The organism is Dyella sp. KRB-257 (genome assembly GCF_049445995.1).
Lineage (GTDB): Bacteria > Pseudomonadota > Gammaproteobacteria > Xanthomonadales > Rhodanobacteraceae > Dyella_A.
In genome coordinates this window covers 120,398-146,569 of the sequence record NZ_JBMSDZ010000008.1, presented here as the reverse complement: position 1 = coordinate 146,569, position 26,172 = coordinate 120,398, and the positions used below count along the sequence as shown (strand labels likewise).

Here is a 26,172-nt window from a genome sequence, read left to right as displayed (position 1 = left end):
CTCAGCGCGGCGCGCAGAAGCAGTAGGCGTAGACGTTGGGACGACCGGCGCGGGCATTGCGCAGCAGTTGCAGCTCCGGCATCGCGCGCGGCAGCTCGGCCATCCAGCTGGGCAGGTGCAGGCCGTAGCTCTGCGCGATACGCGCCATGGCGCTCTGGTTGAGGCCCACCAGGAACTGCTCGAAGCCGCCCAGCGGCTGCTCCACGTAGCGCACCGGGTAACCCTTGGCCAGCTTCGCCTGCTGCGCAGCGTAGGCGATGGCGCTGTCGAGCCCGCCTAGCTGATCGACCAGGCCGCGATCCAGCGCCTGCTGGCCGGTCCACACGCGGCCCTGGGCGATCGCGTCGATCGCGTCGTAGTCCCTGCCGCGCGCCTTGGCCACGCCGCCGACGAAGTCGCGATAGCCCTTGTCGATGATCGCCTGGATCACCTGCCCCACGCGCGGATCGAGCGGCCGGGTGATGTCGAACGCGCCGGCCATCGGGCCGGTGGCCACGCCGTCGCTCCGCACGCCGAGCTTGGCCAGCGTGTCCGGGATCGAGTAGTACATGCCGAAGATGCCGATCGAGCCGGTGATGGTGTTCGGCTCGGCGAAGATGCGATCGGCGTTCATCGAGATCCAGTAGCCGCCGCTGGCCGCCACGTCGCCCATAGAGACGATCACCGGAATACCGGCCTTGCGGGTCAGCTCCACTTCGCGACGGATCTGCTCGGCGGCATACACCTCGCCACCGGGCGAGTTCACCCTGAGCACCAGCGCCTTGGTCTTCTTGTCCTCGCGCGCGGCGCGGATCAGTGCGGCGGTGGATTCGCCACCGATCTCGCCCTGCGGCTGCTTGCCGCCGGCGATCTCGCCCTCGGCCACCACCACCGCCACGCCGGGCTTGAACAGCGCGTCGGTATCGTCCGGCAGCTGCGCCACATAAGCGGCCAGGTTGACGGCGCGGAAGCCGCGCCCCTGCTTGCCGGCCGGCACGCCTTCGCGACGCATCATCGTTTCGACATCGGCCTCGGTGGCGAGCCCGTCGACCAGATGCTCGTCCAGCGAGAGCTGGGCGAGGTTGCCGTGGGTTTTGCCGATGTTGTCCGGCAGCTGGTCGATGTCGTTGCGCAGGGTGGCCGGATCCAGCTTGCGGCGCTTGGCCACGCTGGCCAGGTAGTTGTCCCACAGGCCGCCCATCCAGTAGCTGTCGGCCACCTTCGATTCGGGCGAGGCGTGATCGAGGATGTACGGCTCGGCCGCGCTCTTGAACTGGCCCACGCGGAACAGGTGTACCTGCACGCCGAGCCTGTCCAGCAGGTCCTTGTAGAACAGCCGGTAGTTGGCCAGCCCGGTGATCATCACGCCGCCCTGCGGATCGACCAGCAGGCGGTCGGCGTGGGAGGCGAGGTAGTACTGGCCCTGATCGTAGTTCACGCCCCAGGCGATCACCGGCTTGCCGGCGGCGCGGAAGCGGTCCAGTGCGGCGCCCACCTCGCGCAGTGCGGCGAAGCCGCCGGCCTGCAAGTGGTCGGGCAGCAGCAGGATGCGGGTGATGTGCTTGTCGGTGGCGGCCGCGTCGATCGCGCGCACCAGGTCGCGCACCTGCACTTCCTTCGGCTCGTTGCCGGACAGGCCCGACAGCGCGCGCTGCAGCGGCGCGATGCTGTACTGCTCCACCAGCCGCCCTTCCGGCTTGATCACCAGCACCGAGTCGGGCTGCAGCCCCAGCCCCGCGTGGCGCCCGGCGAATACGCCGACCACCGCCAGCAGCACGATGAGCAGCAGGCCGAAGAACACCGCGTTGATGATCACCAGCCGCAGCACGTTGAGCCCGCGCCCGAGGACGCGGAGAAAGGCCCAGAAGCCGTTGGGGCGCGAAGCGGTCATGCAGCCATCCTGTGCGGAAAGTGAAGGTTACGGATCGATCGGCAGCGTACCGGCTTGCACCGGCGCGGTCATGTGTGGGTCGTCAGGCTGCGTCGACCTGACCCAGCGCTGGCGCCACGCGCTGCGCCAGAAGCGGGTGAACAGCATCGCCGCCGACACGCTCAGGCCCGCGATCAGCCCCATCCACATGCCGCGCGCGCCCAGTCCCTGGTGGAAGGCGAGCCACCAGCCCGTTGGCATGCCCACGCCCCAGTAGGCGAACAGGGTGATCGCCATCGGCACGCGGGTGTCCTTCAGGCCGCGCAGCGCGCCGTTGGAAGCCACCTGGATGCCGTCGGAAAACTGGAACACGCCGGCCAGCAACAGCAGCTGCGCGGCCAGACCCACCACCCTGGCCTGGTCGGTATACAGCCCGGCAATCCAGTGCGGCACGCCGAACATCACCGCCGCCGACACCAGCTGGGTGACCAGGCTGAGGCCGATGCCGCAGAAGCCGGCATAGCGCACGCCGCGCGCATCGCCGCGACCGACCGCGTTGCCCACCCGCACGGTGATCGCCATCGCCAGCCCCAGCGGGATCATGAAGAACAGCGAGGCCACGTTCAGCGCCACCTGGTGGCTGGCCACCGCCTCGTCGCCGAGCCGACTGACGCCCAGCGCCACCGCGACGAACAGCCCGGCCTCGGCCAGCAGGCTGACCGCCATCGGCGCGCCGACATGCAGCAGCTCGCCGATGCGGCGCCAGTCGGGGCCTTCGAAGTGGTCGAGCAATCCCAGCCCGCGATAGTTGCGGTGGCGCAGCACGTAGATGGCGAAGGCGATCAGCTCCAGCCACAGCACCAGCGCGGTGGCCATGCCGCAGCCACGCGCGCCCTGCGGCGGCAGGCCGAGCTTGCCGTACATGAACACGTAGCCCAGCGGCACCAGCAGCACCAGGCCACCGAGGCTGAAGAACATCGACGGCCGCGTCAGCGAGAGGCCTTCGGACAGCCCGCGCAGGACAAAGTAGCCGGTCAGCGCCGGCGCACCCCAGCTGATCGCCTGCAGGAACGCACCCACGTCCTCGCGCAGGTCGGGCGCCACGCCGATCCATGCGAACAGCGGACTGGCGTGACGCACGGCGAACCACAGCCCCACGCCGGTGATCAGCGCCAGCCACAGCGCCTGGCGGAACACCGCGCCGATCGCATGCCGACGGCCGGCGCCGTCCAACTGCGCCACCGACGGCGGCACCGCCATCATCAGGCCGATGCCGGTGACGATCGCCAGCGACCACACGTTGGTGCCCACCGCCACCGCGCCGAGCACGTGGGTGCTGTAGTGGCCCGACAGCAGCGCGTCGATCACGTTGGAGCCGATCGCCGCCAGCTGGGCGGCGATCAGCGGCAGGGCGAGGCGCACGGTGGCACCGATCTCGTGCGCGACCCGCGCGCGATCGGGACGGAAGGCGTTCATGGCGGAAACAGTCGACAGGGTCGGGCATTCTAGTGGGGCGTCACCTGCTTGACGATCCTCTAGCATCCTCTAGCAGCCTGTCGGGCTTTGGTGGTCGAGGCGAGAATTTGGCTGTGCGAGGACAGATTTTCGACGATTCGCCGGCCCATAATGGTGCTATGGGCCAAGAAGCGGCGGAAATAGGGACCGCACAGACGGATTCGCAGCCCGGCCGACCAAAGCCCGACAGGCTGCTAGGCGCGGCAGGCAGCGGTCATCGGCACGGGCGTTCGCGCCGGCAGAGCGGCGCTGCGCGTTCAACCGGACGGCACGCCGCATGTGCTCGTGGCCGTGCGTGACCACACCAACATGGCCGTGCTGCCGGATCGGATGCCACTCGCCATGGAATGTGAACTCCATCACATTTTACCGCGGGTGCAGGGGGTCCATCGCCGGATCGGCCCAGGGGTTTTGCACAGCGTCATCGGAGTGTCAACCGGATCGCACGGTCTGTGGCAGGTCGATGAAGCGGGTTCGCATGAAATTTCAACTTGTTGATATGAAAAGATATTTCAGCATGGTTAAAACTTGCCCATGGCGTCGCGGAGGGCGTCACGCCGGGGCTGAAGCCCGCCCTTCCCCGTCGCATCCACAGAGTTATCCACAGCAACTGTGGATAAGGCCGAAAAGGGCCGACGAGACGTCACTTACCCTGGTTTCCTAGAGTCCGGTACAGCAAGCGAGTCCAACGCGGCGTCGCGCCGGGAGGCGGACGAAAGCATGCCGCCGCGGGCAGCAGGCCCGCGTATCCGGGGGCCTGTCGGGCCTTGCTGGTCGAGGCGAAAATCTGTCCTCGCGCCGCCCGATTTGCAGCCCGGCCGACCAAAGCCCGACAGGCTCCCGGCCCGGCCGCTACACTGACCGGCCCGCGAGGTAGCCATGCCCACCGTCGTCCGTGTCGCCCTGCCGGTGCCCCTGCCCACCCTGTTCGATTACCTGCCGCCCGCCAGTGGCGAGCCGCAGGCCGGCAGCCGGGTGCGGGTACCGTTCGGACGTGGCAGCAGGGTGGGCATCGTGGTCGATCCCGCGGCTGCGGCGAGCGTGGCCGAAGGCCGGCTCAAACCGGTGGCCGAGGTGCTCGATCCGGCCCCGCTGCTGGACGGCGAACTGATGCAGACGCTGGCCTGGGCCGCCGACTACTGGCTGGCGGCGCCGGGCGAGGCCTATGCCAACGCGCTGCCGCTGGCGCTGCGCGAGCCGCGCCCGTGGCCGGACACGCGCGAGGAGTACTGGCAACTCACCACGACCGGCCGCAGCGCGCTGGATGCGGGCAGCCGGCGCGGCGCCAGTCACCTGCTGCTGCAATTGCTGGCCGATGGCCCGCAGCGTGCCGACACCCTGGGTGAACGGCTGCCGTCCTGGCGCGCGGCCGCCCGCCGCCTCGCGCCGGCCGGACTGATCGAACGCCACACGGCCGTGGCCGCGGCCATGCCGGCCGGCGCACCGTTGCCGCTCAGCGCCGAACAACGGCAGGCGGTCGCCGCGATCGCGGCCGAGCGTGGCCGTTTCCAGCCGTTCCTGCTGGACGGTGTCACCGGCAGCGGCAAGACCGAGGTCTATCTCGCCTTGATCGAGCAGGCGCTGGCCGAAGGCAAGCAGAGCCTGCTGCTGGTGCCGGAGATCGGCCTGGCGCCGCAGACCCTGCGCCGGCTGCGCGACCGCCTCGGCGTGGCGGTGGAAGTACTGCATTCCAACCTCGCCGAGGGCGCGCGCACGCGCGCCTGGCTGCGCGCCCGCAGCGGCGAGGCGCGGGTGATCGTGGGCACGCGCTCGGCGGTGTTCACGCCACTGCCGCAGGCCGGATTGATCGTGGTCGACGAGGAGCACGACGCGGCCTACAAACAGCAGGAGGGATTCCGCTATCACGCGCGCGACCTCGCCCTGGTGCGCGCCCGCGCGCTGGGTGTGCCGATCGTGCTGGGCAGCGCCACGCCGTCGCTGGAGTCGCTGGCCAACGTGGCGGCCGGGCGCTACCGCGCACTGGCCCTGCGCGCCCGTCCCGCCGCCGTGCATGCGCCGCAGGTGCAGATCGTCGACGTGCGCTCGCAGCACCTCGATCACGGCCTGTCGCCCGCGCTGCAGGCGGCGGTGCGCGACACGGTGGCGCGCGGCGAGCAGGTGCTGGTGTTCCGCAACCGCCGCGGCTATGCACCGGTACTGCTGTGCCACGCCTGCGGCTGGCACGCCGACTGTCCGCGCTGCGAGCGGCCGCTCACCCTGCACGCGGGACAGCGCCAGCTGCGCTGCCATCACTGCGACTATCGCAGCAAGGTGCCGTCGGCGTGCCCGGCCTGCGGTGCCGGCGCGCTGTGGCCACAGGGCCAGGGCACCGAGCGGCTGGAGGAAGCGCTCCTCGCGCTGTTCCCCGAGGTCCCCGTGCTGCGCATCGACCGCGAGACGACCCGTCACCGCGACGCCTTCGAGCACCTGCTGGACGGCCTGCGTGCGGATGCGCCGGCGATCCTGGTCGGCACCCAAATGCTGGCCAAGGGCCACGACCTGCCCAACCTCACCCTGGTCGCCATCGTGGGCGTGGACGAGGGCCTGCACAGCATCGACTTCCGCGCCGGCGAGCGGCTGGCGCAGCTGGTGGTGCAGGTGGCCGGACGTGCCGGGCGCGCGGCCAAGCCCGGCCGCGTGCTGCTGCAGACCCATCACCCGGACCATCCGCTGCTGCGCAGCCTGCTGGCGCACGGCTACGGCGCCGCCGCCAGGGCGCTGCTGGCCGAACGCGAGCAGGCCGCGCTGCCGCCGTACAGCCACCAGATCCTGCTGCGCGCCGATGCGCACGAGCGCAGCGCAGTCGACGCCTTCCTTGCCGCCGCCGCCGCCGCGCTGCCGGCCGACCATGCACTGCAACTGGCCGGCCCGATGCCGGCGCCGATGGCGCTGCGTGCCGGCCGCCACCGCGGACAACTGCTCTTGGAAGCGTCCAGCCGCGCGCAGCTGCATGCGGTGGCGCGCCCGTGGCAACGCGGGCTCGGCCAGCTGCCGACCGCGCGGCGCGTGCGCTGGTCGCTCGATGTGGATCCGATCGACCTGTACTGAACCACGCAGCGCTCACGGGATCGCCACCCCTGCCGCCTATACTTGTCGGCTGACAGTCAGGAGGCCCCCATGGCATCGCAGCTCGAACAACTTCGCCTGTACACCACCGTGGTCGCCGACACCGGCGACATCGAGGCGATCACCCGCTACAAGCCGGTCGACGCCACCACCAATCCCTCGCTGCTGCTCAAGGCCGCCGGCATTCCCGCCTACGCGCCGCTGCTGGACGAGGCGTTGACGTGGGCGAAGTCGCGCAGCCACGACCGCGAGCAGCAGATCGTCGACGCCGGCGACCATCTCGCCGTGGCGGTCGGCCGCAAGATCCTCGACCTGGTGCCGGGCCGGGTGTCGACCGAGGTCGATGCGCGACTGTCCTTCGACACCGATGCGACCATCGCCAAGGCCGAGCGGCTGATCGGGCTGTACGAGGACGCCGGCGTGAAGCGCGACCGGATCCTGATCAAGATCGCCTCCACCTGGGAAGGCATCCGCGCCGCCGAGCAGCTGGAACGGCATGGCATCCAGTGCAACCTCACCTTGCTGTTCTCGTTTGAGCAGGCGGTGGCCTGCGCCGAGGCGGGCGTGTTCCTGATCTCGCCGTTCGTCGGGCGCATCATGGACTGGTACGTGGCCAACACCGACGCGACATCGTTCGAGCCCGAGCAGGATCCCGGCGTGCAGTCGGTACGCCGCATCTACGACTGGTACAAGCGCCACGGCTTCGAGACGGTGGTGATGGGGGCGAGCTTCCGCAACGCGGGGCAGATCCGCGCACTGGCCGGCTGCGACCGTCTCACCATCAGCCCCGAGCTGCTGGAGAAGCTCGACGCCAGCCACGATCCGCTGCCGCGCGCACTCCAGGACACTGGCCGTCGCGAGCCGCATCCGGCGCCGCTCAGCGAGCCGGCCTTCCGCTGGGGCCATAACCAGGACGCGATGGCGAGCGACAAGCTGGCCGACGGCATCCGCAAGTTCGCCGCCGACCAGGTGAAGCTGGAAAAGCTGCTGGCTGCCAGGCTCTAGCAGCCCGTCGGGCTTTGCTCGGCCGGGCTGCGGATCCGGCTGTACGGTCCATATTTCCGCCGCTTCGCTGCCCCATAGAACCACTATGGGCCGACGAAACGTCGAAAATCTGTCCTCGCCTCGCACAGCCGACTTCTCGCCTCTATCAGCAAAGCCCGACAGGCTGCTGGCGAAAACGCCCGACAGCAACGAAAACGGCCCCTCGCGGGGCCGTTTTTTGCTTGCTGCTGATGACGCGTCGATCAGGCCGTGGCGGCAAACAGCCCGCGCATCTTCTTCATCGCATTGGCCTCGACCTGGCGGATGCGCTCGGCCGACACGCCGTACTCGTCGGCCAGATCCTGCAGCGTGGCCTTGTCGTCGTTGAGCCAGCGGCGCTGGATGATGTCGCGCGAGCGGCCGTCCAGCTTCTCCAGCGCGGCCGACAGCGTTTCGAGCTGGTTGTCGGAGTGATCGGCGTCGGACACGTTGTCGTACGGATCGGCACCATCGTCCACCAGGAATGCGGCCGGCGCGGGCTTGGCGTCTTCGTCCGCATCGACGGGGGCCTCGAAGCCGACGTCGCGACCGGACAGCCGCGATTCCATCTCGCGCACGGTCGCCTCGGGCACGCCCAGATCCTTCGCCACCGTGCGTACTTCCTCGGCGTTCATCCAGCCCAGGCGCTTCTTGCTCTTGCGCAGGTTGAAGAACAGCTTGCGCTGCGCCTTGGTGGTGGCGACCTTCACGATGCGCCAGTTCTTGAGGATGAACTCGTGCATCTCGGCACGGATCCAGTGCACGGCAAAGCTCACCAGGCGCACGCCCTGGTCGGGGTCGAAACGCTTGACCGCCTTCATCAGGCCGATGTTGCCTTCCTGGATCAGGTCGCCGAGCTGCAGACCGTAGCCCGAGTAACCGCGGGCCACGTGCACCACGAAACGCAGGTGCGACATCACCAGTTTCCTGGCCGACGACAGGTCGTTTTCTTCGAGGTAGCGGCGCGACAGCGCCTGCTCCTCTTCCTGGCTGAGCACCGGAATGCGGTGCACCGCCGAGATATAGGCATCCAGACTACCAACGAGGTTGGGTACCGGAATGTTGGCGGTGACCAAGGCCTGGGACATGGACGAAACCTCCTGAATGGGGAGCAGCTTAGTACTCGGTTGTTTGGAGTGCTAAAGCCGGCACAAAGTTCCGGCGCGGGAGATGGCCGCCGCGTCGACTTATTGAACCGAATGGTACAGAAAGGCCGACAGGAAATCCAGTCGGCCGGGGCAGGCGCAGCATTCTCCGCGTTGGACATTCACCTTGTGTGAAGCCCGGCTCCGTCTGCCAGCGCCGCCCGCGGCGGCAGCGACCAGTCGATCGGCGTCATCTCTTCCCGCTGCAGCCAGGCATTGGCGGCCGAAAAGTGCCCGCAGCCGATGAAACCGCGATGGGCCGAGAGCGGCGAGGGATGCACCGCGGTGAGTACATGATGGCGCCGGGTGTCGATCAGCCGCCCCTTGCGCTGGGCGTAGCTGCCCCAGAGCAGGAACACGATACCCTCGCGCTCGCGGTTGAGCGCCTCGATCGCCGCGTCGGTGAAGCCTTCCCAGCCCTTGCCCTGGTGCGAACCGGCCTGGCCGCGCTGCACGGTCAGCACCGCGTTGAGCAGCAGCACGCCGCGGTCGGCCCACGGCGTGAGGCAGCCGTGGTCGGGCCGCGGGATGCCCAGGTCGCGGCTGATTTCCTTGAAGATGTTGTCCAGCGACGGCGGCACCGGCACGCCCGGACGCACCGAGAAGCACAGGCCGTGCGCCTGGCCCGGCCCGTGGTACGGGTCCTGGCCGAGGATCACCACCCGCACCGCGTCGAACGGCGTGTGGTCGAACGCAGCGAAGATCTCCGGCCCCGGAGGATAGATCTCCTTGCCGGCGCGTTTTTCCGTGCGCAGGAAATCGGCCAGCGCGCGCATTTCCGGGCGTTCGAGGTAATCGCCGATGCGGGTCTTCCAGCCGGCCTCCAGCCGGATGCGCTCGCCACTCATGCCGGCGGCTCGTTGAGCGAGCGCAGGTGCTGCGCCATGCGCAGTTGGAACAGCAGCTTGGTGATCAGCAGGTGTTCTTCCACCGGCTTCTCGACCAGGTCGTTGGCGCCCGCCTTGAGCAGGGCCGCCTGGTTGGCCGGGTTCTCGTCGCCGGTCATCACCAGCACCGGCAGCCGTCCCTTGCCGTAGCCGAAGTCGGTGCGGATGCGCTCGAGCAGGTCGCCGCCGGTCAGCTCGCCCTTCAGGCTGACGTCGGTGAGCACCACGTCGGCGCCCACCCAGCCGAGCTCGCGATCGGCTTCCAGCAGCGCCAGCGCGTCTTCCACGCTCACCACGTGGCGCACGGTGAGGCCGATCTTTTCCATCATGCGGCGGGTCGCCAGCGCCACCACGCGGCTGTCCTCGACGTAGAGCACGGTACCGGAGGCGGTTTCCTGCGGACTCACGTAGCCGCGAATGAACGCGCCCAGCGCCGGGAAGCCCAGCGACTTGTCGAAGTAGTCGGTGACGTGCTCGCCCAGCGCGCGCCGGTGCAGGCGGTCGTCCACGTCGCCGGAGACCACCACGATGGGCACGTAGGCCTGCGGCGCCGATTCGCGCACGTAGCGAGCCAGCTCCAGTCCGTCCATGTCCGGCAGGCGCAACGCCACCGTGATGAAGTCGAACGCGCCGGACTGCAGCTCGCGCTGCGCCTCCTCGCCGGTGGCGCAACCGACCACCTGGGCCGCCGGCAGCTCGCTGGCCAGCACGCGCGTGATCAGCTGGCGCACCACCTTCGAACCGTCGACCACCAGCACGCGCGGCGCCTCGCCCACGCTGCGGCCGCTGATGCCGCCGCTCATCGCCTCGATTCCCGCATGGCGGCTGCCGCCAAGGTCCGCACGTCGATCACCGCCTCTCCCGCCCCGATCCCCGGCGCTCCGCCGGAATCGTCGATCCTGCAACGTCGCCCGCCGTCGCGCCTGCGATCGCCATCACCAATGCATGAATGCAGCGCATCAGACCGTCGCCCGCCGCAGCTGCCACGCGCTGACCAGTCGCGCCCCCAGCCAGCCGAGCACCGCGGCGGCCAGCGGCGTGGCCAGCAGCAGCCACAGCGGCAGTGCGCCGAGTTCGAGCTGCCCGGCATAGGCCGCGTTGAGCTGCTCCACCGGCGCCACCAGCGACAGCTCGATCGCCACCGCCAGCAGCGAAGCCAGCACGCCGCCGAACAGCCCGTACCAGATGCCCGCGTAGAGATAGGGCCGGCGCACGAACGGGCGACTCGCGCCGATCAGCAGCAGCACGCCGATCTCCTCGACCCGGCTGGCGATGTCCACCCGCACCGTGTTGCCGACCACCAGCAGGGCGGCCAGCGAAAGCAGCAGCGCCAGCACCGCGACGATGCGGTTGCCCAGCCCGAGCAGCGCGTCCAGCCGCTGCCGCCAGCTGCCGCTGTCCTGCACCATGTCCACCCCGCGCAGGTCGCGCAGCTGGGTGACCAGATCCTGCACGGCGCCGGCATCGAGCGCATCCTTCGGCATCACCTGCAGGACGTAGGGCAGCGGGTTGTCGTCCAGCGCGTGCAGCGCGCCGCTGAAACCCTGCATCGCGGCCAGTTCGTCCATGCCCTGCTGCGGCGTCTTCACCGTTACCGCGGCCACATCGGCGCGCTCGCGCACGCTGGTGGCCATCAGCTGAGCCGCGGCCCCACTCTGCCCCGGTTGCAGGAACACGCTGATCGCCTGCCGCTGGCCGAGCGCATCGCCCATCCGCTGCACATTCCCGAGCAGCAGGTAGAACGCCAGCGGCAGCGCCAGCGCCAGGCCGATCACCGCCACTGTCATCAAGGTGCCGAACGGCCGCGCCAGCAGGCGGCGCAGGCTGGCCGCCGCGCTCCAGCGATGGTGCTCGCTCCAGCTGGCGATCCGGCGCGATCCGCTGCGGCGGCCGCCGCGCGGGCCGGTGGCGGCATCGTCCGCGGCGGCGGGTTCGGGGCGCTTGCTCACAGCACCTCCTGCGCGGCGACGTCCGCCACCAGGCGGCCGTGATCGAGCACGATCACCCGCTTGCGCATGCGCTTGATCAGCGGCAGGTCGTGGCTGGCCACCAGCACGGTGGTGCCGACCTGCTGGAACTCGGCGAACAGTCCCATGATTTCCACCGCCAGCTGCGGATCGAGGTTGCCGGTGGGTTCGTCGGCGATCAGCAGACTCGGTCGCGCCACGATGGCGCGGGCGATGCCCACGCGCTGCTGCTCGCCGGTGGACAAGCTATCCGGCAGCTGCCGCTCGTAGGCGAGCAGGCCGACCTTCTCCAGCGCCGCGCGCACGCGCCTGGCGCGTTCGGCCGGGGCCAGCGCGCCGATCACCAGCGGCAGCTCGACATTGGCGAACACGCTGCGATCCATCAGCAGCCGATGATCCTGGAACACCATGCCGATGCGCCGGCGCAGGCCGGGAATGCCGCGCCGGCCGACTTTCGACAGATTGAGCTCGTCGAGATGGATCTGCCCGTGCGACGGCCGCTCGATCAGCGCCAGCAGCTTGAGCAGCGTGCTCTTGCCGGCACCGGAGTGGCCGGTGACGAAGGCCATCTCGCCGTCAGCCACTTCGAACGACAACTGCGAGATCGCCTCGTGGCCACCGTCATAGCGCTTGCTTACCTGATCAAGGCGGATCACCGCGTTCCCCGACGTTGCCATCCCATCCAGCGGTAAGGATACGGGATGCGCGCGGCAAGGTGAGCCCCCGCGCCGCGCGCGGGGCCCACCCTCGGCCCATGCTCAGCGGCCGGTGAAAAGACGCGTGAGGCGACGGAAGAAGCCGGGCTTCTTCGACGCGGCCGACACGGCCGGCATGCCGGACTGCACCGTCACCTGACGCGACGGCCGCGTGCCGGCAACATCGCTGGACGGACGGCGCTCGCGCGGCGGACGACGCTCGTCGCGCGGGGCATTGGTCTGCGCCGCGGCGCCCGCTTCGGCCGGAGCCCCCTCGCCGTCACGGCGATGGCGGCCGCGGCCGCCGCGGCGGCGGCGCTTGCGCGGCGCGCCAGTGGCGTCGCTGGGCGTGCCGTCCGGCGCGGTGGCCGGGCTCGCCGTGGCGACCTCGACCACCGCAGCCACTGCCGCCTCGGCGACGGCGGCGCGCGGCGGGCGCGCCTCGGCCGAACGCGGCGGACGCGGGCCGCGCCCTTCACGCTTGCCGTCGCGGCTGCCGCTGCGGCTGCCGCGCGCGCCCTTGTCGCCCTCGCGCGGTTCGACGCGGTCGCCGAACGCGGCGCTGTCGGCCGCCGCGTCGGCGACGAACTGCGCGTCGATCGCCTTCGGCCTGGGCATCACCAGCAACTCCGGATCGACCGAGGCGACCGGAATCTTCTGCCCGATGTAGGTCTCGATGTCCGGCAGGCTCATCGCGTACAGGTCGCAGGCGAAGCTGATCGCATCGCCCTCGGCGCCCAGTCGCGCGGTGCGGCCGATGCGGTGGACGTAGTCCTCGGCGTCCTGCGGCAGGTCGTAGTTGAAGACGTGGCTGACCGCGGGAATGTGCAGGCCGCGCGCGGCCACGTCGGTGCACACCAGCATGTCGAGCTGGCCTTCCTGGAAACGCTGCAGCAGCTTCTGGCGCTTGAGCTGCGGCACGTCGCCAGACAGCGCGCCCACGCGATAGCCCTGGCGCTTCACGCGCTCGGTGATGCGCTCGGCGGCGGCCTTGGTGTTGACGAAGATGATGCTGCGCTCGGCCTGGGTGCGCTCGAGCAGGTTCAGCAGCAGCGGCATCTTCTCTTCCTTGGCGGGGAAGTAGACCAGCTGGCGCACGCGGTCGGCGGTGACGTTGTCGGTCTCCACCACCAGCTTCTCGGCCTCGTGCATGTGCTCGTAGGCCAGCTCCAGCACGCGGTGGCTCAGCGTGGCGGAGAACAGCAGCACCTGGCGCTGCTCGCGCGCCGGCAGGCGGCGGAAGATGAAGCGCACGTCCTTGATGAAGCCGAGGTCGAACATGCGGTCGGCCTCGTCGATCACCATCACCTCGACGCTGGTGAGGCCGAACACGTTCTGCTTGTAGTAGTCGAGCAGGCGACCGGGCGTGGCGATGATGATGTCGCAGCCGTCCTTGAGCTGCTGGCGCTGCTTGTCGTAGTCGACGCCGCCGTAGATCAGCGCCGTGCGCAGGCCGGTGTGGCGGCCGATCGACTGGGCATCCCTGTCGATCTGGATCGCCAGCTCGCGGGTCGGCGCGATCACCAGCGCGCGCGGGTCGGAATCCTTGCGGTCGGCGGCGGCCGGCTGGGTCAGCAGGCGGTTCATCAGCGCCACCAGGAAGGCGCAGGTCTTGCCGGTGCCGGTCTGCGCCTGGCCGGCGACGTCGCGCCCGGCCAGTGCCATCGGCAGGGTCAGCTCCTGGATCGGCGTGCAGCGGGTGAAGCCTGCGTCGTCCAGACCCTGCTTGAGCAGCGGATGCAGATCGAAGTTGGTGAAGAAGGTATCGGTGAGAACGGTTTCGGACATGGGAGGCCAGTTTCGCTGCGGGCGGCGCATGGCGGCTCGCCCGGTCCCGCCGCCGCGCGGCCTTGGGACAGGTGGTTGGATGCGGCGCGAGGAGTAGGCGTGGGGCGCCGCGCCGGCCGCTGAGGCTGGCGCGGCCGCCGACACGAACCGTGACGAGCGCCGGAGTGGAACGGCCCGAACCGGCGGTTCCGCTGGCATAGGCAAGGCGTCTGGCGGTAAGGCCACCGCGCAAGGGGCTTGCCTATGTCAACGGAACCACCCGCTGGCCGGGCCCTTGAATCGCTTGAATCGCGCCCCGAGTTAGGCTGGAATGCGCGGACGCCGCAACGGCGATCGCGCTTCCCCAAGTCCGGAACGACCCGCGCTTCATGGGCGCCCCAGTGTAGCCGATGCCGGCCGCGCGGTCGCCCTCATCCCACCGCCTACCCTCGGAGAACCCCGGTGAGCGAACTCATTACCCACGTCAGCGATGCAGCCTTCGAGCAGGAAGTGCTGAAGTCCGACACCCCCGTGCTGCTCGACTTCTGGGCCGAGTGGTGCGGCCCGTGCAAGGCCATCGCGCCGGTGCTGGACGAGCTGGCCAGGCAGTACGAAGGCAAGCTGCGGGTGGTCAAGATCAACATCGACCAGAACCAGCAGACGCCGCGCACCTACGGCGTGCGCGGCATTCCCACCCTGATGGTGTTCAAGAACGGCAAGGTCGAGGCGACCCAGATCGGCGCCGTCGGCAAGGGCCAGCTGACCCAGATGATCGACAAGGCGCTCTGACGCGCCCTGCGCACCCGCCGCCGCGCTTTACGGCGCTGCGCGGCGGGTGCTAGATTCCAGCCTGTTCGGAACAGTCCTGTTCCGCCGCGCGTTCTGCGCAACGTGTCCTCCCTCCCTCCTGTACCAACGGCGCCCCCACGAGGTTTGCCCGTGTCCGATATCGAAAGCAAAGAACCCAGCGACGCCTCGGGCGCCGAGTCCCGGCCTGCGGGCGAACCGCGCCAGCGCGCGCCACGCAAGGCCGCCGCGCCGAAAGCGGAGAAGTCGTCCGCCGAGGCAGCGGCAACGCCCGGGGCCGGCGAAACGCCGCGCCCGGCCCCGGCGCCCCAGCAGGACAGCCTGCCGGTGGATCGCGGCAACGAGCGCGCGGCGGTCGAGCGCACCGCACCCGCCGCCGACGGCAACACCCGCCCGGCGGCCGAGGCGGATCCGCCCGCATCCGGGAGCCAGGGCGGCAGCGCCAACCCACCGTCGCAGGGCGGCAGCCAAGGCGGACAGAGCCAGGGTGGACAGGGTGGCGGCAACGGCGAGGCGAGGCGCAACGATCGCAATGACCGCAACGACCGGGGCCGCCGCCGCCGCCACGAGCGCGGCCAGCGTGGCGGCCAGGGCGGCAGCCAGCGCAACCCGAACGGGCTGCCGATGGATGACGACGAGACCGGCGACGTCGGCAGCAACGACCGCCTGATCAACCTCACCGAACTCAAGCGCATGAAGGCACCGCAGCTGCTGGCCTTCGCCGAGTCGCTGGGCATCCAGGAAGGCGTGGCGCGCCAGCGCAAGCAGGACGTGATCTTCAACATCCTCAAGGCGCACGCCCGTTCCGGCGGCGGCATCTGGGCCGAGGGCGTGCTGGAGATCCTGCAGGACGGCTTCGGCTTCCTGCGCTCGGCCGACGAGAGCTACCTGGCCGGCCCCGACGACATCTACGTCAGCCCCAGCCAGATCCGCCGCTTCAACCTGCGCACCGGCGACTACATCACCGGGCGCGTGCGCCATCCGAAGGAAGGCGAGCGCTACTTCGCCATGCTGCGCGTCGACGACATCAACGGCGATCCGCCGGAAGCGTCGAAGAACAAGATGCTGTTCGAGAACCTCACGCCGCTGTTCCCGCGCAAGGCATTCAAGCTCGAGCGCGGCAACGGGTCGAGCGAGGACATCACCGGCCGCATCCTCGACCTGGTGGCGCCGATCGGCCGCGGCCAGCGCGGCCTGATCGTCTCCCAGCCCAAGTCGGGCAAGACGATGATGCTGCAGAACATCGCCCAGGCGATCACCTACAACCACCCCGACGCGCACCTGATCATGCTGCTGATCGACGAGCGCCCGGAGGAAGTGACCGAGATCGCCCGCACCGTGCGCGCCGAGGTGATCAGCTCCACCTTCGACGAACCGGCCGTGCGCCACGTGCAGGTGGCCGAAATGGTGATCGAGCGGGCCAAGCGCCTGGTCGAGCACAAGAAGGACGTGGTGATCCTGCTCGACTCGATCACCCGCCTGGCGCGCGCCTACAACACCGTGGTGCCCAGCTCCGGCAAGGTGCTCACCGGCGGCGTCGACGCCAACGCGCTGCAGCGTCCCAAGCGCTTCTTCGGCGCCGCGCGCAACGTCGAGGAAGGCGGCAGCCTGACCATCATCGCCACCGCGCTGACCGACACCGGCAGCAAGATGGACGAAGTGATCTACGAGGAGTTCAAGGGCACCGGCAACATGGAAGTGCACCTGTCCCGCCGCATCTCCGAGAAGCGCGTCTATCCGGCCATCGACATCAATCGCTCCGGCACCCGCCGCGAGGACCTGCTGATCGACCCGGACCTGCTGGCCAAGATCTGGATCCTACGCAAGCTGCTGCACCCGATGGACGAGCTGGCCGCGATGGAGTTCATGCTCGACAAGATGAAGAGCACCAAGTCCAACGACGAGTTCTTCAACTCGATGAAGCGCTGAGGGCTGGCTGAGCCAGCCCTCAGCGCGCCACGGACGGCGCGCTCGCCGCTCGATCGCATCGAGATCGAGCGGCGGGAGCCGGTTTCGGGCCATGCCCGAAACCGGCGAGCCCGGAAAGGGCAGGACAGTCCATTCCGGGTATCCAGCACAGGCTCTGGCCCCGACGCACCACCCATCCACCGCACCAAGGCCGGCCACGCGCCTGCCTTGTCGTTTCCGCTTGCCGCGGCTTGCGACAGGTTCCATGCTGGCGATACCTGATGCGAGGAAACACGGAATGCTCACTCGTCTCGCCCTGCTCGCCTGCGCGCTTTACGTGATGCAGCCCGCCTTCGCCCAGGAGCCGGTCCCCACCACCAACCTCTGCCGGCAAACGATGCCCGCGGTCCGCGAACTCTGGCAACACGATCTCTACGACGCACCGCCCGCTGTGGCCGCCGTGATGCTCGACGCCATCGACGGCAAGCTGCCGCAGGTGCGGCAAGGTCTTGCCGCACTGCCGCCGCACGAGCAGGCGCATTGGCGTCAGGTCGCCATGATTACCGCCGCCAATACGTTCCGACCCGCCGTGGTCGATGGCCTGCTGGCCGATGGCGCCGATGCGGATGCACCGGTGCGGCTGCCGCCGTTCAAGAGCGGCTTCTACCAGCAGACCGTGAGCGACATGGCACACGATCCGCGTTTCGGCCCCAAGGCCGTGGCGGCGTTCCAGTCGGCCGGCCTCATGGGCAATAGCGGGAACCTCGTCGGTCCGGCCCTGCCGCTGGCTGCCCTGTGCGACGACGTGGCCACGCTGGACGTGCTGCTGCGCCATCACGCCAACACCATGGCGCGGGAGGCTCCCGGCGTGGGCGACGCCTTGACCACGGCCGTCATCGGCGGCCACGCTGAGATCGTGCAACACCTGCTCGACCACGGCGCCGATGCCTGTGCGGACGACCGGCTGATCCGCAAGCCCGGCGCCACGCTGGCCAGCATCGGTCGCCGCCGGCACCTGCCCGGTGCACTGCTGCAACGCCTGGCCTGCCCGGCCTACGACTCTCACTGAGGTCGGCCCGGCCTGCACCTGTACCGCCTCGTACAAAAATTTTCCGTCAACCCCTTTTCGCGGCCGCGTGACGCCTCCATAGTCGGTGACTCACTCAGCGAGGCCGTGCCCGTGTCCATCCCCAGCGCCGTCAAGAGCACGCCCATCGCAGGTCGCCAGCAGCTGGTCGACTACCTCGCCGCCGGCGAGAAGCCGCGCGAGGCGTGGCGCATCGGCACCGAGCACGAGAAGTTCGGCTTCCGCACCGACGACCTGCGGCCGCCCGCGTACGAAGGCGAGCGCGGCATCCGTGCCCTGCTGGAGGGCATCGCCGCACAGCATGGCTGGGAAATCGCGCGCGAAGGCGAGTTGCCCGTGGCGCTCATCCGCGACAAGGCCAACATCACGCTGGAACCGGCCGGCCAGCTCGAGCTCTCCGGCGCGCCGCTGGAAACCATCCACCAGACCTGCAGCGAGGTGAACGCCCATCTCGCCGAAGTGCGCTCGATCGCCGACGGCATGGGCCTGGGCTTCCTCGGCATGGGCTTCCAGCCGAAGTGGTCGCGCGAGCAGATGCCGTGGATGCCCAAGGGCCGCTACCGGATCATGCGCCAGTACATGCCCAGGGTCGGTGCGCTCGGCCTGGACATGATGACCCGCACCTGCACCGTGCAGGTCAACCTGGATTTCTCCAGCGAAGCGGACATGATCCGAAAGTTCCGCGTGAGCCTGGCGCTGCAGCCCATCGCCACCGCGCTGTTCGCCGATTCGCCGTTCACCGAGGGCCGGCCCAACGGCTACCAGTCCTACCGCTCGCACATCTGGACCGACACCGACGCCGATCGCACCGGCATGCTCGACTTCGTGTTCGCCGACGGCTTCGGCTACGAGCGCTACGTCGACTACATCCTCGATGTGCCGATGTACTTCAGCTACCAGGACGGCAAGTACATCGACCTGGCCGGGCAGGACTTCAAGCGCTTCATGGCCGGCGAGCTGGCCGCCCTGCCGGGCACCCGCGCCACCATGAAGGACTACGCCGACCACCTCACCACCGCCTTCCCCGAGGTGCGCCTGAAGCAGTACCTGGAGATGCGCGGCGCCGACGGCGGCCCGTGGGGCCGGCTGTGCGCGCTGCCCGCGCTGTGGGTCGGCCTGCTCTACGACGACGAGGCGCTGGACGCGGCCTGGGATCTGGTCAAGGACTTCACCCACGCCGAGCGCCACGCCCTGCGTGATGGCGTGCCGAAGCACGCGCTGAAGCTGCCGTTCCGCGGCGGCAGCGTGCGCGACTTGGCGCGCGAGGCGCTGAAGATCGCCGCGCACGGCCTCAAGCGTCGCGCCCGCCTCAACGCCGGCGGCGCGGACGAGCGCATCTTCCTGCAGCCGCTGATCGAGATCGTCGAGGCCAACCAGACCCCGGCCGAACGCAAGCTGGAGCTGTTCCACGGCGCCTGGGGCGGCAGCGTCGACCCGGTGTTCCGCGAGTTTGCCTACTGACCAGCCCTGCGCGAACCCGACTGCGCCGAGACGTCATTCCCGCGCAAGCGGGAGGCGCTTTTCAACAGCGAATACCGACCATCCATCGTTCCCGCTTGCCGTAGGAGCGCACCCTGTGCGCGAAGGCTTTTGCTCCTGATCGACATCAAGACCAGAAGCATTCGCGCACAGGGTGCGCTCCTACGGAGGAGATGACGCGCCGGCTTATTTCTTCGGCGCGTCCTTGAGGCCGCGATCGATCAGCATCGGCTCCACGCTGGGCGCCTTGCCGCGCCACGCCTCGTACATCTTCTGCAGGTCCTCGGTATTGCCGCGCGAGAGGATCATGGCGCGGAAGCGGTCGCCGTTGGCGCGGGTCAGGCCGCCGTGCTCCTTGAACCACTCGAAGCCGTCGTCGGCCAGCATCTCGGTCCACAGGTAGGCGTAGTAGCCCGCGGCGTAGCCGTTGCCCCAGATGTGCTGGAAGTAGCTGGAGCGGTAGCGCGGCGGCACGTAGCCGAGGTCGATCTTGTCGTCCTTCAGGGTCTTGGCCTCGAACGCGTCGGCGTCCTGCTTGGGTGCATCGGCCGGCAGGGTGTGCCAGCCCATGTCCAGCAGGGCGGCCGAGACCAGTTCGGTCATGTCGTAGCCCTTGTTGAAGGTACCGGCCTTCTTGAGCTTGTCCACCAGCGCCTGCGGCATCGGCTTGCCGGTCTTGTAGTTGATCGCGTAGTGCGCGAACACCTTCGGATCGGTCGCCCAGTGCTCGTTGAACTGCGACGGGAACTCGACGAAATCACGCGCGGTGCTGGTGCCGGAAAGCGTGGGGTACTGCTCGTCGGCGAACAGGCCGTGCAGCGCGTGGCCGAACTCGTGGAACATGGTGATCACGTCGTCGAACGACAGCAGCGCCGGCTGGCCGGCGGCCGGCTTGGTGAAGTTGGCCACGTTGTAGATCACCGGCCTGGTGCCCAGCAGCTTCGACTGGTCGACGAAGTTGCTCATCCACGCACCGCCGCCCTTGTTGTCGCGCTTGAAGTAGTCGCAGTAGAACAGCGCCATCGACTTGCCGTCCTTGTCGAATACCTCGAACACGCGCACGTCCGGCTGGTAGACGGGGATGTCCTTGCGCTCCTTGAAAGTGAGCCCGTAGAGCTGGTTGGCGGCGTAGAACACGCCGTTCTGCAGCACGTTGTCCAGCTCGAAGTACGGCTTGATCTGGTTCTCGTCCAGGTCGTACTTCGCCTTGCGCACCTGCTCGGCGTAGTGCTGCCAGTCCCAGGCCTGCACCTTGAAGCCACCCTTCTGCCGGTCGATCACCGCCTGGATGTCCTTCGCCTCGCGCTCGGCGCGGGCGGTGACGGCGGGCACCAGGTTTTGCATGAAGGTGATCGCCGTCTGTGGCGTCTTGGCCATCTGGTCTTCGAGCTTCCACGCGGCGTAGTTCGGGAAGCCCAGCAGTTTGGCCTGTTCGGCGCGAATCTGCGCGATGCGCTCGATGATGGCGCGGGTGTCGTTGGCGCCGCCGTGCTCGGCGCGGTCCCACGACGCCTTGAACAGCGCCTCGCGGGTGGCGCGATCGGCCAGATCCCGCAGCGCCGGCTGCTGCGTGGTGTTCTGCAGCGCGATCACCCATTTGCCGTCGAGGCCGCGGTCCCTGGCCGCCTGCGCCGCGGCGGCGATGTCGCCGTCGGAGAGGCCGGCCAGCCTGGCCTTGTCGTCCACCACCAGCGCGCCGTCCTTGGTGGCGGCGAGCAGGGTGTTGGTGAACCGGGTGCTGAGGGTCGACTCTTCCTTGTTGAGGTCCTTCAGCTTGGCCTTGTCGGCGTCGGACAGCTTGGCGCCATGGTGCACGAAGTTGCGGTAGACCACCTCGACCAGGCGCAGCGATTCGGGATCGAGCTTGAGCGACGCGCGCTGGTTGTAGACCGACTCCACCCGCGCGAACAGCTTGCTGTCGAGGTAGATCGCATCCTGGTGGGAGGCCAGCCTGGGCGCCTCCTCTTCCTGCACCTTCTGCAGGGTGTCGTCGGTGTTGGCGCCGGTGACCGCGTCGAACACCGCCATCACGCGCCTGAGCAGCGCGCCGGACTTCTCCATCGCCACGAAGGTGTTGTCGAAGGTGGCCGGCTGGGCGTTGTTGGCGATGGCCTCGATCTCGGCCAGGTGCCGGCGCATGCCCTCCTCGATCGCCGGCTGGTAGTCGGCGTCGGTGATCTTGTCGAACGGCGGCGCCTGGTAGTCCAGCGTGCTGGCCTTGGCGAACGGGTTGGCGTCGGTGAACGGCGCCGCGGCGGCCGTGCTGGCGGCCTTGGCCGGCGCGGGCGCGGCCGGGGCGGCGGACTTGGCCGGTTCGTTGCCGTGCTGCGAACAGGCGGCGAGGGCGATGCTGGTGGCCATGGCGAGGGTGCGGAGTCGGAGCATGCGGGGTTCCCCTTCGAAGCGCGCGCCCGACGACCGGGCGCTTGAATGCGGCAGCCCTCGACTGTACCGGTGCCGGGGCGACGCTTCCAAGCCGCAGCGCGCCAAATTCAGGCCGCGCGTATGTCCCGCAGCGTCCAGTGGCTGCCGATCAGCAGGCTGAGCCGGTGGCGCACCAGGCTCATCGGCAGCGAGGTGACCAGATCGACGTACACACGCTGCATGTCGTCCACCGTGGCGCGCGCCTCGGCGGCGGCGTCGGTGACGCCGAGCGCGGGGTCGACGTCATCGGGATCCTCCTGCCTGGCGCGCCAGCGCTCGAACAGTTGCGGAGTGCGCAGCGCCTCGGTGAGCGCCGCGGCGAAGTCGTTCGGGCCGACGCCATCGTAGCTCAGCGACTCCACCGGCCCGCGCGCGTGGGCGAGGTCATCGATGGCGAGGTAGTAGTGGTTGCGTTGCGGCATGGGCCTCTCCATGGGGAAACATCGGGTCGCGCATCAAAGCATCCACGGCCGGCACGGCGCGTGAAGGCCAGCCCGGGCAGATCATCAGGCCAGCGCCGCCAGCGCGGCATCGAGATGGCGCGCGGCCGACGACGGGGGTTCGCCGTGCGGCAGCACGCCCAGGCAGGGGGCCGGCAGCAGTGCGCGCAGCGTGGCGAGATTCTCTTCCGCCGCCGCCATCGCCGGATCGATGCGGTTGCCGATCCAGCCGAGCAGCTCGCAGCCGTCGTCGACGATCGCCCGCGCGCTGAGCAGCGCATGGTTGAGGCAGCCCAGGCGCAGGCCGACGACAAGGATCACCGGCAGCCCCCATGCGCGCGGCAGCTCCGACGCCAGCAGGCTCGGCGCCAGCGGCACCCGCCAGCCGCCGACGCCCTCCACCACCACCGGCGCATGCTGCGCGCGCAAGCGGGCGAACGCCTCGGCCAGCGGCGGCAGGGCGATCGTGACGCCGTCGCGCGCGGCGGCGAGATGCGGCGAGAGCGGATCGCGCAAGGTGAGCGGATTGATCCGCGCATACGGCACGCCGGCCGGACCGGCCGCCTGCAGCGCCAGCGCATCCTCGTTGCGCAGGCCGTCGGGCGTGCTCTCGCAGCCGCTGGCCACCGGCTTCATGCCCACCGCATCGTGACCGGCGGCACGCAGCGCATGCAGCAGCGCACACGACGCGTGGGTCTTGCCGATGCCGGTATCGGTGCCGGCGATGAACACGGCCGCGCGCATCAGTGCCGGCACCGTGCCGAAAAAACGGACAGCGACATCAAAAGCCTCCTCGGGCAGCGCGGCGCATAATAGGCGCTTTGCCGCCGGACGCCCACGCATGTTCGAAATCGCTACCCACGCGCACGCCAGCAAGCGCGAGCACTACCAGGAGCTGGTGGAGCAGGCGCGCGGCCTGCTGGCCGGCGAGCGCAACCTGATCGCCAACGCCGCCAACTTCAGCGCCCTGCTGTTCCACAGCCTGCCCGACCTCAACTGGGCCGGTTTCTATCTCTACGACGGCAGCGAGCTGGTGGTCGGCCCGTTCCAGGGCAAGCCGGCGTGCATCCGCATCGCGCTCGGCCGCGGCGTGTGCGGCACGGCGGCGCAGACGCGGCAGACCCAACTGGTGGCGGACGTGCACGCGTTCGACGGGCACATCGCCTGCGACTCGGCGTCGAACTCGGAGATCGTGGTGCCGCTGGTGCAGGCCGACGGCAGCCTGCTCGGCGTGTGGGACGTGGACAGCCCGCTCGCCGGCCGCTTCGACGACGAGGATCGCGTCGGCATGGAAGCGCTGTGCGCGGTGTTCATGCAGGCGGTCGAGGCCGCCTGATCGCCCGCGACCGCGCAGCGGCATAGTGTCGCCAGCAGCCTGTCGGGCTTTGCTGGTCGAGGCGAGAAGTCGGCTGTGCGAGGACGATTTTCGACGTTTCGTCGGCCCATGGTGGTTCCATGGGTCGGCGAGGCGGCGGAAACAGGGACCGCGCAGACGGATTCGCAGCCCGGCCGAGCAAAGCCCGACAGGCTGCTAGGGATTCTTGCGAATCAGCCCGCGCGCGGTCGGCGCAGCAGCTCGAGCACGCGCGCGCGTGCCTCGTCGACGCCGCTCGGCGCGCTGGAGGAAAAACCCTGCACGGTGGCCTGGCGCCCTTCGGTGACGAACTGCCGGCGCATCGCCGCCACCGTCTGCATCGCCTGGCTGCGCGAGAGCTTGTCGGCCTTGGTCAGCAGCAGGTGGCACGGCAGCGCGGTGGCGAAGCAGAAGTCCAGCATCATCCGGTCGAATTCCTTCAGCGGATGGCGGATGTCCGCGATCAGCACCACGCCGCGCAGACTGCGGCGCTGATGCAGATAGGCGTCGATCTCGGTCTTCCAGTGCGCGCGCAGATCCTCCGGCACCTTGGCGTAGCCGTAGCCGGGCAGGTCGATCAGGCGCGCGTCGAACGGCGCCTCGCCGTCGACCGGCGGCAGCGGCGGCAGCGAGAACGCCACCATCTGCTGGGTGCGGCCGGGTGTCTTGGAGGTGCGCGCCAGGCCGCGATGGCCGGTGAGTGCATTGAGCGCACTGGACTTGCCGGCGTTGGAGCGGCCGGCGAACGCCACCTCCGCGCCCTGGTCGGCGGGCAGTTGGCTGATACGGTGGGCAGCGAGCACGAACTGCGCGCCCTGCAGCGGATTGGGAGGCATGGGAATGGTTTGACCGGTCAGGGTGGCACGGCGATAATTCTGCGGTTTCTGCCCAAGGCAGGCCGCGCGGCGGCTTCACGGCAGCATTTGCAGTCTTTCAGGAGACAAGTGTATGAGTTTTCGGCCCGCCGATTTTCGGCACGCTGTGCTTGGGGCGGCCGTCGCCCTCACCTTCGCGCTGTCCGCCGGCGCGGTGACGGCCCAGGACGCCAGGCCCGCCGCTGCCTCCAGCGCGGCGCCGGCAGCGGCGGCCAGCGCAGCGGCACCTGCGGCAGCAGCGCCGGCCGAAGCGGCGACCGCCGCGGTCAAGCCCGGCGACGCCACGGCCGGCCAGGGCAAGGCCGCCGCGTGCGGCGCGTGCCACGGCATCGACGGCAACTCGACCGATCCGCAGTATCCGAAGCTTGCCGGCCAGCACGAGTCGTACATCGCGCGCCAGCTCACCAGCTTCAAGGACGGCAAGCGGCAGAACCCGATCATGTTCGGCATGACCGCGCCGCTCTCCGAGCAGGACATGCACGACATCGGCGCCTACTTCGCCGCCAAGCAGTCGCGCCCGGGCGTGGCCGACGAGGCGCTGGTCGCGCTGGGCCAGAAGCTCTACCGCGAAGGCGATGCCGGGCGCGGCATTCCGGCCTGCATGGCCTGCCACCTCATCGACGGTCGCGGCAATCCCGGCGCGATCTATCCGCAGCTTGCCGGCCAGCACGCGCAGTACGTGGAGGCCACGCTGAAGTCCTGGCATGACGGCACCGTGTGGGGCGATGACGCCCATGCGCAGATCATGCCGGCGATCGCCAGGAAACTGGAACCCAAGGACATCACCGCGCTGGCCAGCTACATCGAAGGCCTGCATGCGGCCGACGGCGGCGACGCCGCGGCGGCGGCGGCGCCCTGATCGACGAGCACACGCCGACCTCCGGGTCGGCGTTGTCGTCTTGCCCCCTGCGTCTGTTGCTTTTCCGCTGTCGAATCGAAGGAACCTCCCCATGCTGAAGCGCCTGCCGATCCTGTGTTTCGCCCTGCTCACGCTCGCCGCGTGCAGCCACGACAGCAACAGCCCGGCGCCGGCTGCCTCCGCCCCGTCCTCTTCCGCCAGTGCACCGGTCCAGGCGTCGGCCGCCGCCACGCCGGCGCCGGCCACGGCAAGCACCGCGGCGGCCGGCAGTCCGGCCGAATCGGGCAGCGCGCCGGCCGCCGCCGGCACCACCGCATCGACCACGCCGGCCGCCCCGGCCGACGTCCCGGCCGACGTCCCGGCGTTCGTCGAGGACCCGAAGTGGGTCGAGGGCAAGAACTATTTCCGCATCGAACCGACGCAGCCGAAGGTCAGCAACACCGACAAGGTCGAGGTGGCCGAGGTGTTCTCCTATGCCTGCCCTTCGTGCAACGCCTTCCACCCGATGGTCGACGAACTGGCCAGGAGCCTGCCCTCGTATGCGGTGATGGCCTACCTGCCGGTATCGTTCATGCCGCAGGAGAATTTTCCGATGTTCCAGCGCGCCTTCCTCACCGCGCAGGCGCTGGGCGTGGCCGAGAAGGCCAACGATGCCATGTACGACGCGGTGTGGAAGAGCAAGGAGCTGAGCTCCGAGCGCGCCGACGGCCAGGGCCTGAAGCCGATGTCCGAGCTGCCCACGCTGGCCGACGCCGCGAAGTTCTACGCCAGGTACGGCGTCGATCCGAAGGAGTTCCTGGCGGTCGCCAACTCCTTCAGCATCAACACCCAGGTCAAGCGCGCGGACCAGCTGGTGAAGGCTTACGGCGTGGAAGGCACGCCGACCCTCGTGATCGACGGCAAGTACCGCATCGACGGCCCCAGCGCGGGTGGCTACGCGCAGATGGTGGAACTGGCCAAGTACCTCGCGGCGAAGGAAGCGGCCGGCAAGTAAGTGTCCGCCGTGGCACCTTTGCCGCTCGCCG

21 protein-coding genes are annotated in these 26,172 nt (G+C 69.4%); 9 read left to right on the top strand and 12 right to left on the bottom strand.

Annotated features, from left to right (window positions below; all coding sequences use genetic code 11):
- Position 1: 1 nt before the first annotated feature.
- Both sppA and ACO2Q2_RS08810 read right to left on the bottom strand, forming a co-directional pair.
- Positions 2-1,870 (bottom strand): signal peptide peptidase SppA, encoded by a 1,869-nt coding sequence (sppA, locus tag ACO2Q2_RS08815; protein ID WP_423255394.1) that lies wholly within the window; start codon positions 1,868-1,870, stop codon positions 2-4.
- Between the two features lie 27 nt (positions 1,871-1,897).
- Positions 1,898-3,325 carry an MATE family efflux transporter gene (locus ACO2Q2_RS08810; protein ID WP_423255393.1) on the bottom strand — a complete coding sequence of 476 codons (1,428 nt, stop codon included), beginning with the start codon at positions 3,323-3,325 and terminating at the stop codon, positions 1,898-1,900.
- 918 nt (positions 3,326-4,243) lie between these two features.
- On the opposite strand from ACO2Q2_RS08810, the gene ACO2Q2_RS08805 reads away from it, so the two are divergent.
- Together ACO2Q2_RS08805 and tal are read left to right on the top strand one after the other, a co-directional pair.
- Positions 4,244-6,412: a primosomal protein N' gene (locus tag ACO2Q2_RS08805; RefSeq protein WP_423255392.1), complete on the top strand. Its 2,169-nt coding sequence runs from the start codon at positions 4,244-4,246 to the stop codon at positions 6,410-6,412.
- 69 nt (positions 6,413-6,481) lie between these two features.
- Positions 6,482-7,435 (top strand): transaldolase, encoded by a 954-nt coding sequence (gene tal, locus ACO2Q2_RS08800; protein WP_423255391.1) that lies wholly within the window; start codon positions 6,482-6,484, stop codon positions 7,433-7,435.
- 242 nt (positions 7,436-7,677) lie between these two features.
- On the opposite strand, the gene rpoH is transcribed toward tal, so the two are convergent.
- The 6 genes from rpoH to ACO2Q2_RS08770 all read right to left on the bottom strand — a co-directional run bounded on the left by rpoH (position 7,678) and on the right by ACO2Q2_RS08770 (position 13,935).
- Positions 7,678-8,541, bottom strand: a complete 864-nt coding sequence (gene rpoH / locus ACO2Q2_RS08795) for an RNA polymerase sigma factor RpoH (RefSeq protein ID WP_423255390.1) — start codon at positions 8,539-8,541, stop codon at positions 7,678-7,680.
- 179 nt (positions 8,542-8,720) lie between these two features.
- Complete coding sequence (gene ung / locus ACO2Q2_RS08790) at positions 8,721-9,446, bottom strand: uracil-DNA glycosylase (protein WP_423255389.1); 726 nt, start codon at positions 9,444-9,446, stop codon at positions 8,721-8,723.
- Positions 9,443-10,288, bottom strand: coding sequence for a response regulator (locus tag ACO2Q2_RS08785; protein WP_423255388.1), 846 nt, complete (start codon positions 10,286-10,288; stop codon positions 9,443-9,445). The genes ung and ACO2Q2_RS08785 overlap by 4 nt, the downstream gene beginning before the upstream one ends.
- A 156-nt stretch (positions 10,289-10,444) precedes the next feature.
- Positions 10,445-11,434: a permease-like cell division protein FtsX gene (gene ftsX / locus ACO2Q2_RS08780; protein WP_423255387.1), complete on the bottom strand. Its 990-nt coding sequence runs from the start codon at positions 11,432-11,434 to the stop codon at positions 10,445-10,447.
- Positions 11,431-12,129 (bottom strand): cell division ATP-binding protein FtsE, encoded by a 699-nt coding sequence (locus tag ACO2Q2_RS08775; RefSeq protein ID WP_423255386.1) that lies wholly within the window; start codon positions 12,127-12,129, stop codon positions 11,431-11,433. Before ACO2Q2_RS08775 ends, ftsX begins: the two co-directional genes overlap by 4 nt.
- Before the next feature lie 81 nt (positions 12,130-12,210).
- On the bottom strand, positions 12,211-13,935 hold the full coding sequence (locus ACO2Q2_RS08770; protein WP_423255385.1) for a DEAD/DEAH box helicase: 1,725 nt from the start codon (positions 13,933-13,935) through the stop codon (positions 12,211-12,213).
- Positions 13,936-14,376: 441 nt separating this feature from the next.
- On the opposite strand from ACO2Q2_RS08770, the gene trxA reads away from it, so the two are divergent.
- From trxA to ACO2Q2_RS08750, 4 genes are all read left to right on the top strand, one after another.
- The gene (gene trxA / locus ACO2Q2_RS08765) at positions 14,377-14,703 is read left to right on the top strand and encodes a thioredoxin TrxA (RefSeq protein ID WP_423255384.1); all 327 of its coding nucleotides are present in this window, start codon (positions 14,377-14,379) and stop codon (positions 14,701-14,703) included.
- Positions 14,704-14,853: 150 nt separating this feature from the next.
- Positions 14,854-16,650: a transcription termination factor Rho gene (gene rho / locus ACO2Q2_RS08760; protein WP_423255383.1), complete on the top strand. Its 1,797-nt coding sequence runs from the start codon at positions 14,854-14,856 to the stop codon at positions 16,648-16,650.
- Between the two features lie 277 nt (positions 16,651-16,927).
- On the top strand, positions 16,928-17,698 hold the full coding sequence (locus ACO2Q2_RS08755) for a hypothetical protein (RefSeq protein WP_423255382.1): 771 nt from the start codon (positions 16,928-16,930) through the stop codon (positions 17,696-17,698).
- Positions 17,699-17,809: 111 nt separating this feature from the next.
- Positions 17,810-19,177 carry a glutamate--cysteine ligase gene (locus ACO2Q2_RS08750; RefSeq protein ID WP_423255381.1) on the top strand — a complete coding sequence of 456 codons (1,368 nt, stop codon included), beginning with the start codon at positions 17,810-17,812 and terminating at the stop codon, positions 19,175-19,177.
- A 204-nt stretch (positions 19,178-19,381) separates the two neighbouring features.
- Here ACO2Q2_RS08750 and dcp read toward each other — a convergent pair whose 3' ends face one another.
- The 3 genes from dcp to bioD all read right to left on the bottom strand — a co-directional run bounded on the left by dcp (position 19,382) and on the right by bioD (position 22,806).
- The gene (gene dcp, locus ACO2Q2_RS08745; RefSeq protein ID WP_423255380.1) at positions 19,382-21,580 is read right to left on the bottom strand and encodes a peptidyl-dipeptidase Dcp; all 2,199 of its coding nucleotides are present in this window, start codon (positions 21,578-21,580) and stop codon (positions 19,382-19,384) included.
- A gap of 107 nt (positions 21,581-21,687) precedes the next feature.
- Complete coding sequence (locus tag ACO2Q2_RS08740) at positions 21,688-22,041, bottom strand: hypothetical protein (protein WP_423255379.1); 354 nt, start codon at positions 22,039-22,041, stop codon at positions 21,688-21,690.
- 84 nt (positions 22,042-22,125) lie between these two features.
- Positions 22,126-22,806, bottom strand: coding sequence for a dethiobiotin synthase (gene bioD / locus ACO2Q2_RS08735; protein ID WP_423255413.1), 681 nt, complete (start codon positions 22,804-22,806; stop codon positions 22,126-22,128).
- Between the two features lie 94 nt (positions 22,807-22,900).
- Between bioD and ACO2Q2_RS08730 the strand changes: the two genes are divergently transcribed.
- Complete coding sequence (locus ACO2Q2_RS08730) at positions 22,901-23,395, top strand: GAF domain-containing protein (RefSeq protein WP_423255378.1); 495 nt, start codon at positions 22,901-22,903, stop codon at positions 23,393-23,395.
- Between the two features lie 212 nt (positions 23,396-23,607).
- Here the strand turns inward: ACO2Q2_RS08730 and yihA are convergent, their stop codons facing one another.
- The gene (yihA, locus tag ACO2Q2_RS08725; RefSeq protein WP_423255377.1) at positions 23,608-24,249 is read right to left on the bottom strand and encodes a ribosome biogenesis GTP-binding protein YihA/YsxC; all 642 of its coding nucleotides are present in this window, start codon (positions 24,247-24,249) and stop codon (positions 23,608-23,610) included.
- A 112-nt stretch (positions 24,250-24,361) separates the two neighbouring features.
- On the opposite strand from yihA, the gene ACO2Q2_RS08720 reads away from it, so the two are divergent.
- Both ACO2Q2_RS08720 and ACO2Q2_RS08715 read left to right on the top strand, forming a co-directional pair.
- On the top strand, positions 24,362-25,147 hold the full coding sequence (locus tag ACO2Q2_RS08720; RefSeq protein WP_423255376.1) for a c-type cytochrome: 786 nt from the start codon (positions 24,362-24,364) through the stop codon (positions 25,145-25,147).
- A 91-nt stretch (positions 25,148-25,238) separates the two neighbouring features.
- Positions 25,239-26,141 (top strand): thiol:disulfide interchange protein DsbA/DsbL, encoded by a 903-nt coding sequence (locus tag ACO2Q2_RS08715; protein WP_423255375.1) that lies wholly within the window; start codon positions 25,239-25,241, stop codon positions 26,139-26,141.
- The last annotated feature ends 31 nt before the right edge of the window (positions 26,142-26,172 follow it).

What these genes read in the sequence shown, in the direction of transcription:
- sppA (WP_423255394.1), bottom strand. Translation starts at nt 1,870, where the DNA reads ATGACCGCTTCGCGCCCCAACGGCTTCTGGGCCTTTCTCCGCGTCCTC.
- ACO2Q2_RS08810 (WP_423255393.1), bottom strand. Translation starts at nt 3,325, where the DNA reads ATGAACGCCTTCCGTCCCGATCGCGCGCGGGTCGCGCACGAGATCGGT.
- ACO2Q2_RS08805 (WP_423255392.1), top strand. Translation starts at nt 4,244, where the DNA reads ATGCCCACCGTCGTCCGTGTCGCCCTGCCGGTGCCCCTGCCCACCCTG.
- tal (WP_423255391.1), top strand. Translation starts at nt 6,482, where the DNA reads ATGGCATCGCAGCTCGAACAACTTCGCCTGTACACCACCGTGGTCGCC.
- rpoH (WP_423255390.1), bottom strand. Translation starts at nt 8,541, where the DNA reads ATGTCCCAGGCCTTGGTCACCGCCAACATTCCGGTACCCAACCTCGTT.
- ung (WP_423255389.1), bottom strand. Translation starts at nt 9,446, where the DNA reads ATGAGTGGCGAGCGCATCCGGCTGGAGGCCGGCTGGAAGACCCGCATC.
- ACO2Q2_RS08785 (WP_423255388.1), bottom strand. Translation starts at nt 10,288, where the DNA reads ATGAGCGGCGGCATCAGCGGCCGCAGCGTGGGCGAGGCGCCGCGCGTG.
- ACO2Q2_RS08775 (WP_423255386.1), bottom strand. Translation starts at nt 12,129, where the DNA reads ATGGCAACGTCGGGGAACGCGGTGATCCGCCTTGATCAGGTAAGCAAG.
- ACO2Q2_RS08770 (WP_423255385.1), bottom strand. Translation starts at nt 13,935, where the DNA reads ATGTCCGAAACCGTTCTCACCGATACCTTCTTCACCAACTTCGATCTG.
- ACO2Q2_RS08755 (WP_423255382.1), top strand. Translation starts at nt 16,928, where the DNA reads ATGCTCACTCGTCTCGCCCTGCTCGCCTGCGCGCTTTACGTGATGCAG.
- dcp (WP_423255380.1), bottom strand. Translation starts at nt 21,580, where the DNA reads ATGCTCCGACTCCGCACCCTCGCCATGGCCACCAGCATCGCCCTCGCC.
- ACO2Q2_RS08740 (WP_423255379.1), bottom strand. Translation starts at nt 22,041, where the DNA reads ATGCCGCAACGCAACCACTACTACCTCGCCATCGATGACCTCGCCCAC.
- ACO2Q2_RS08730 (WP_423255378.1), top strand. Translation starts at nt 22,901, where the DNA reads ATGTTCGAAATCGCTACCCACGCGCACGCCAGCAAGCGCGAGCACTAC.
- yihA (WP_423255377.1), bottom strand. Translation starts at nt 24,249, where the DNA reads ATGCCTCCCAATCCGCTGCAGGGCGCGCAGTTCGTGCTCGCTGCCCAC.
- ACO2Q2_RS08720 (WP_423255376.1), top strand. Translation starts at nt 24,362, where the DNA reads ATGAGTTTTCGGCCCGCCGATTTTCGGCACGCTGTGCTTGGGGCGGCC.
- ACO2Q2_RS08715 (WP_423255375.1), top strand. Translation starts at nt 25,239, where the DNA reads ATGCTGAAGCGCCTGCCGATCCTGTGTTTCGCCCTGCTCACGCTCGCC.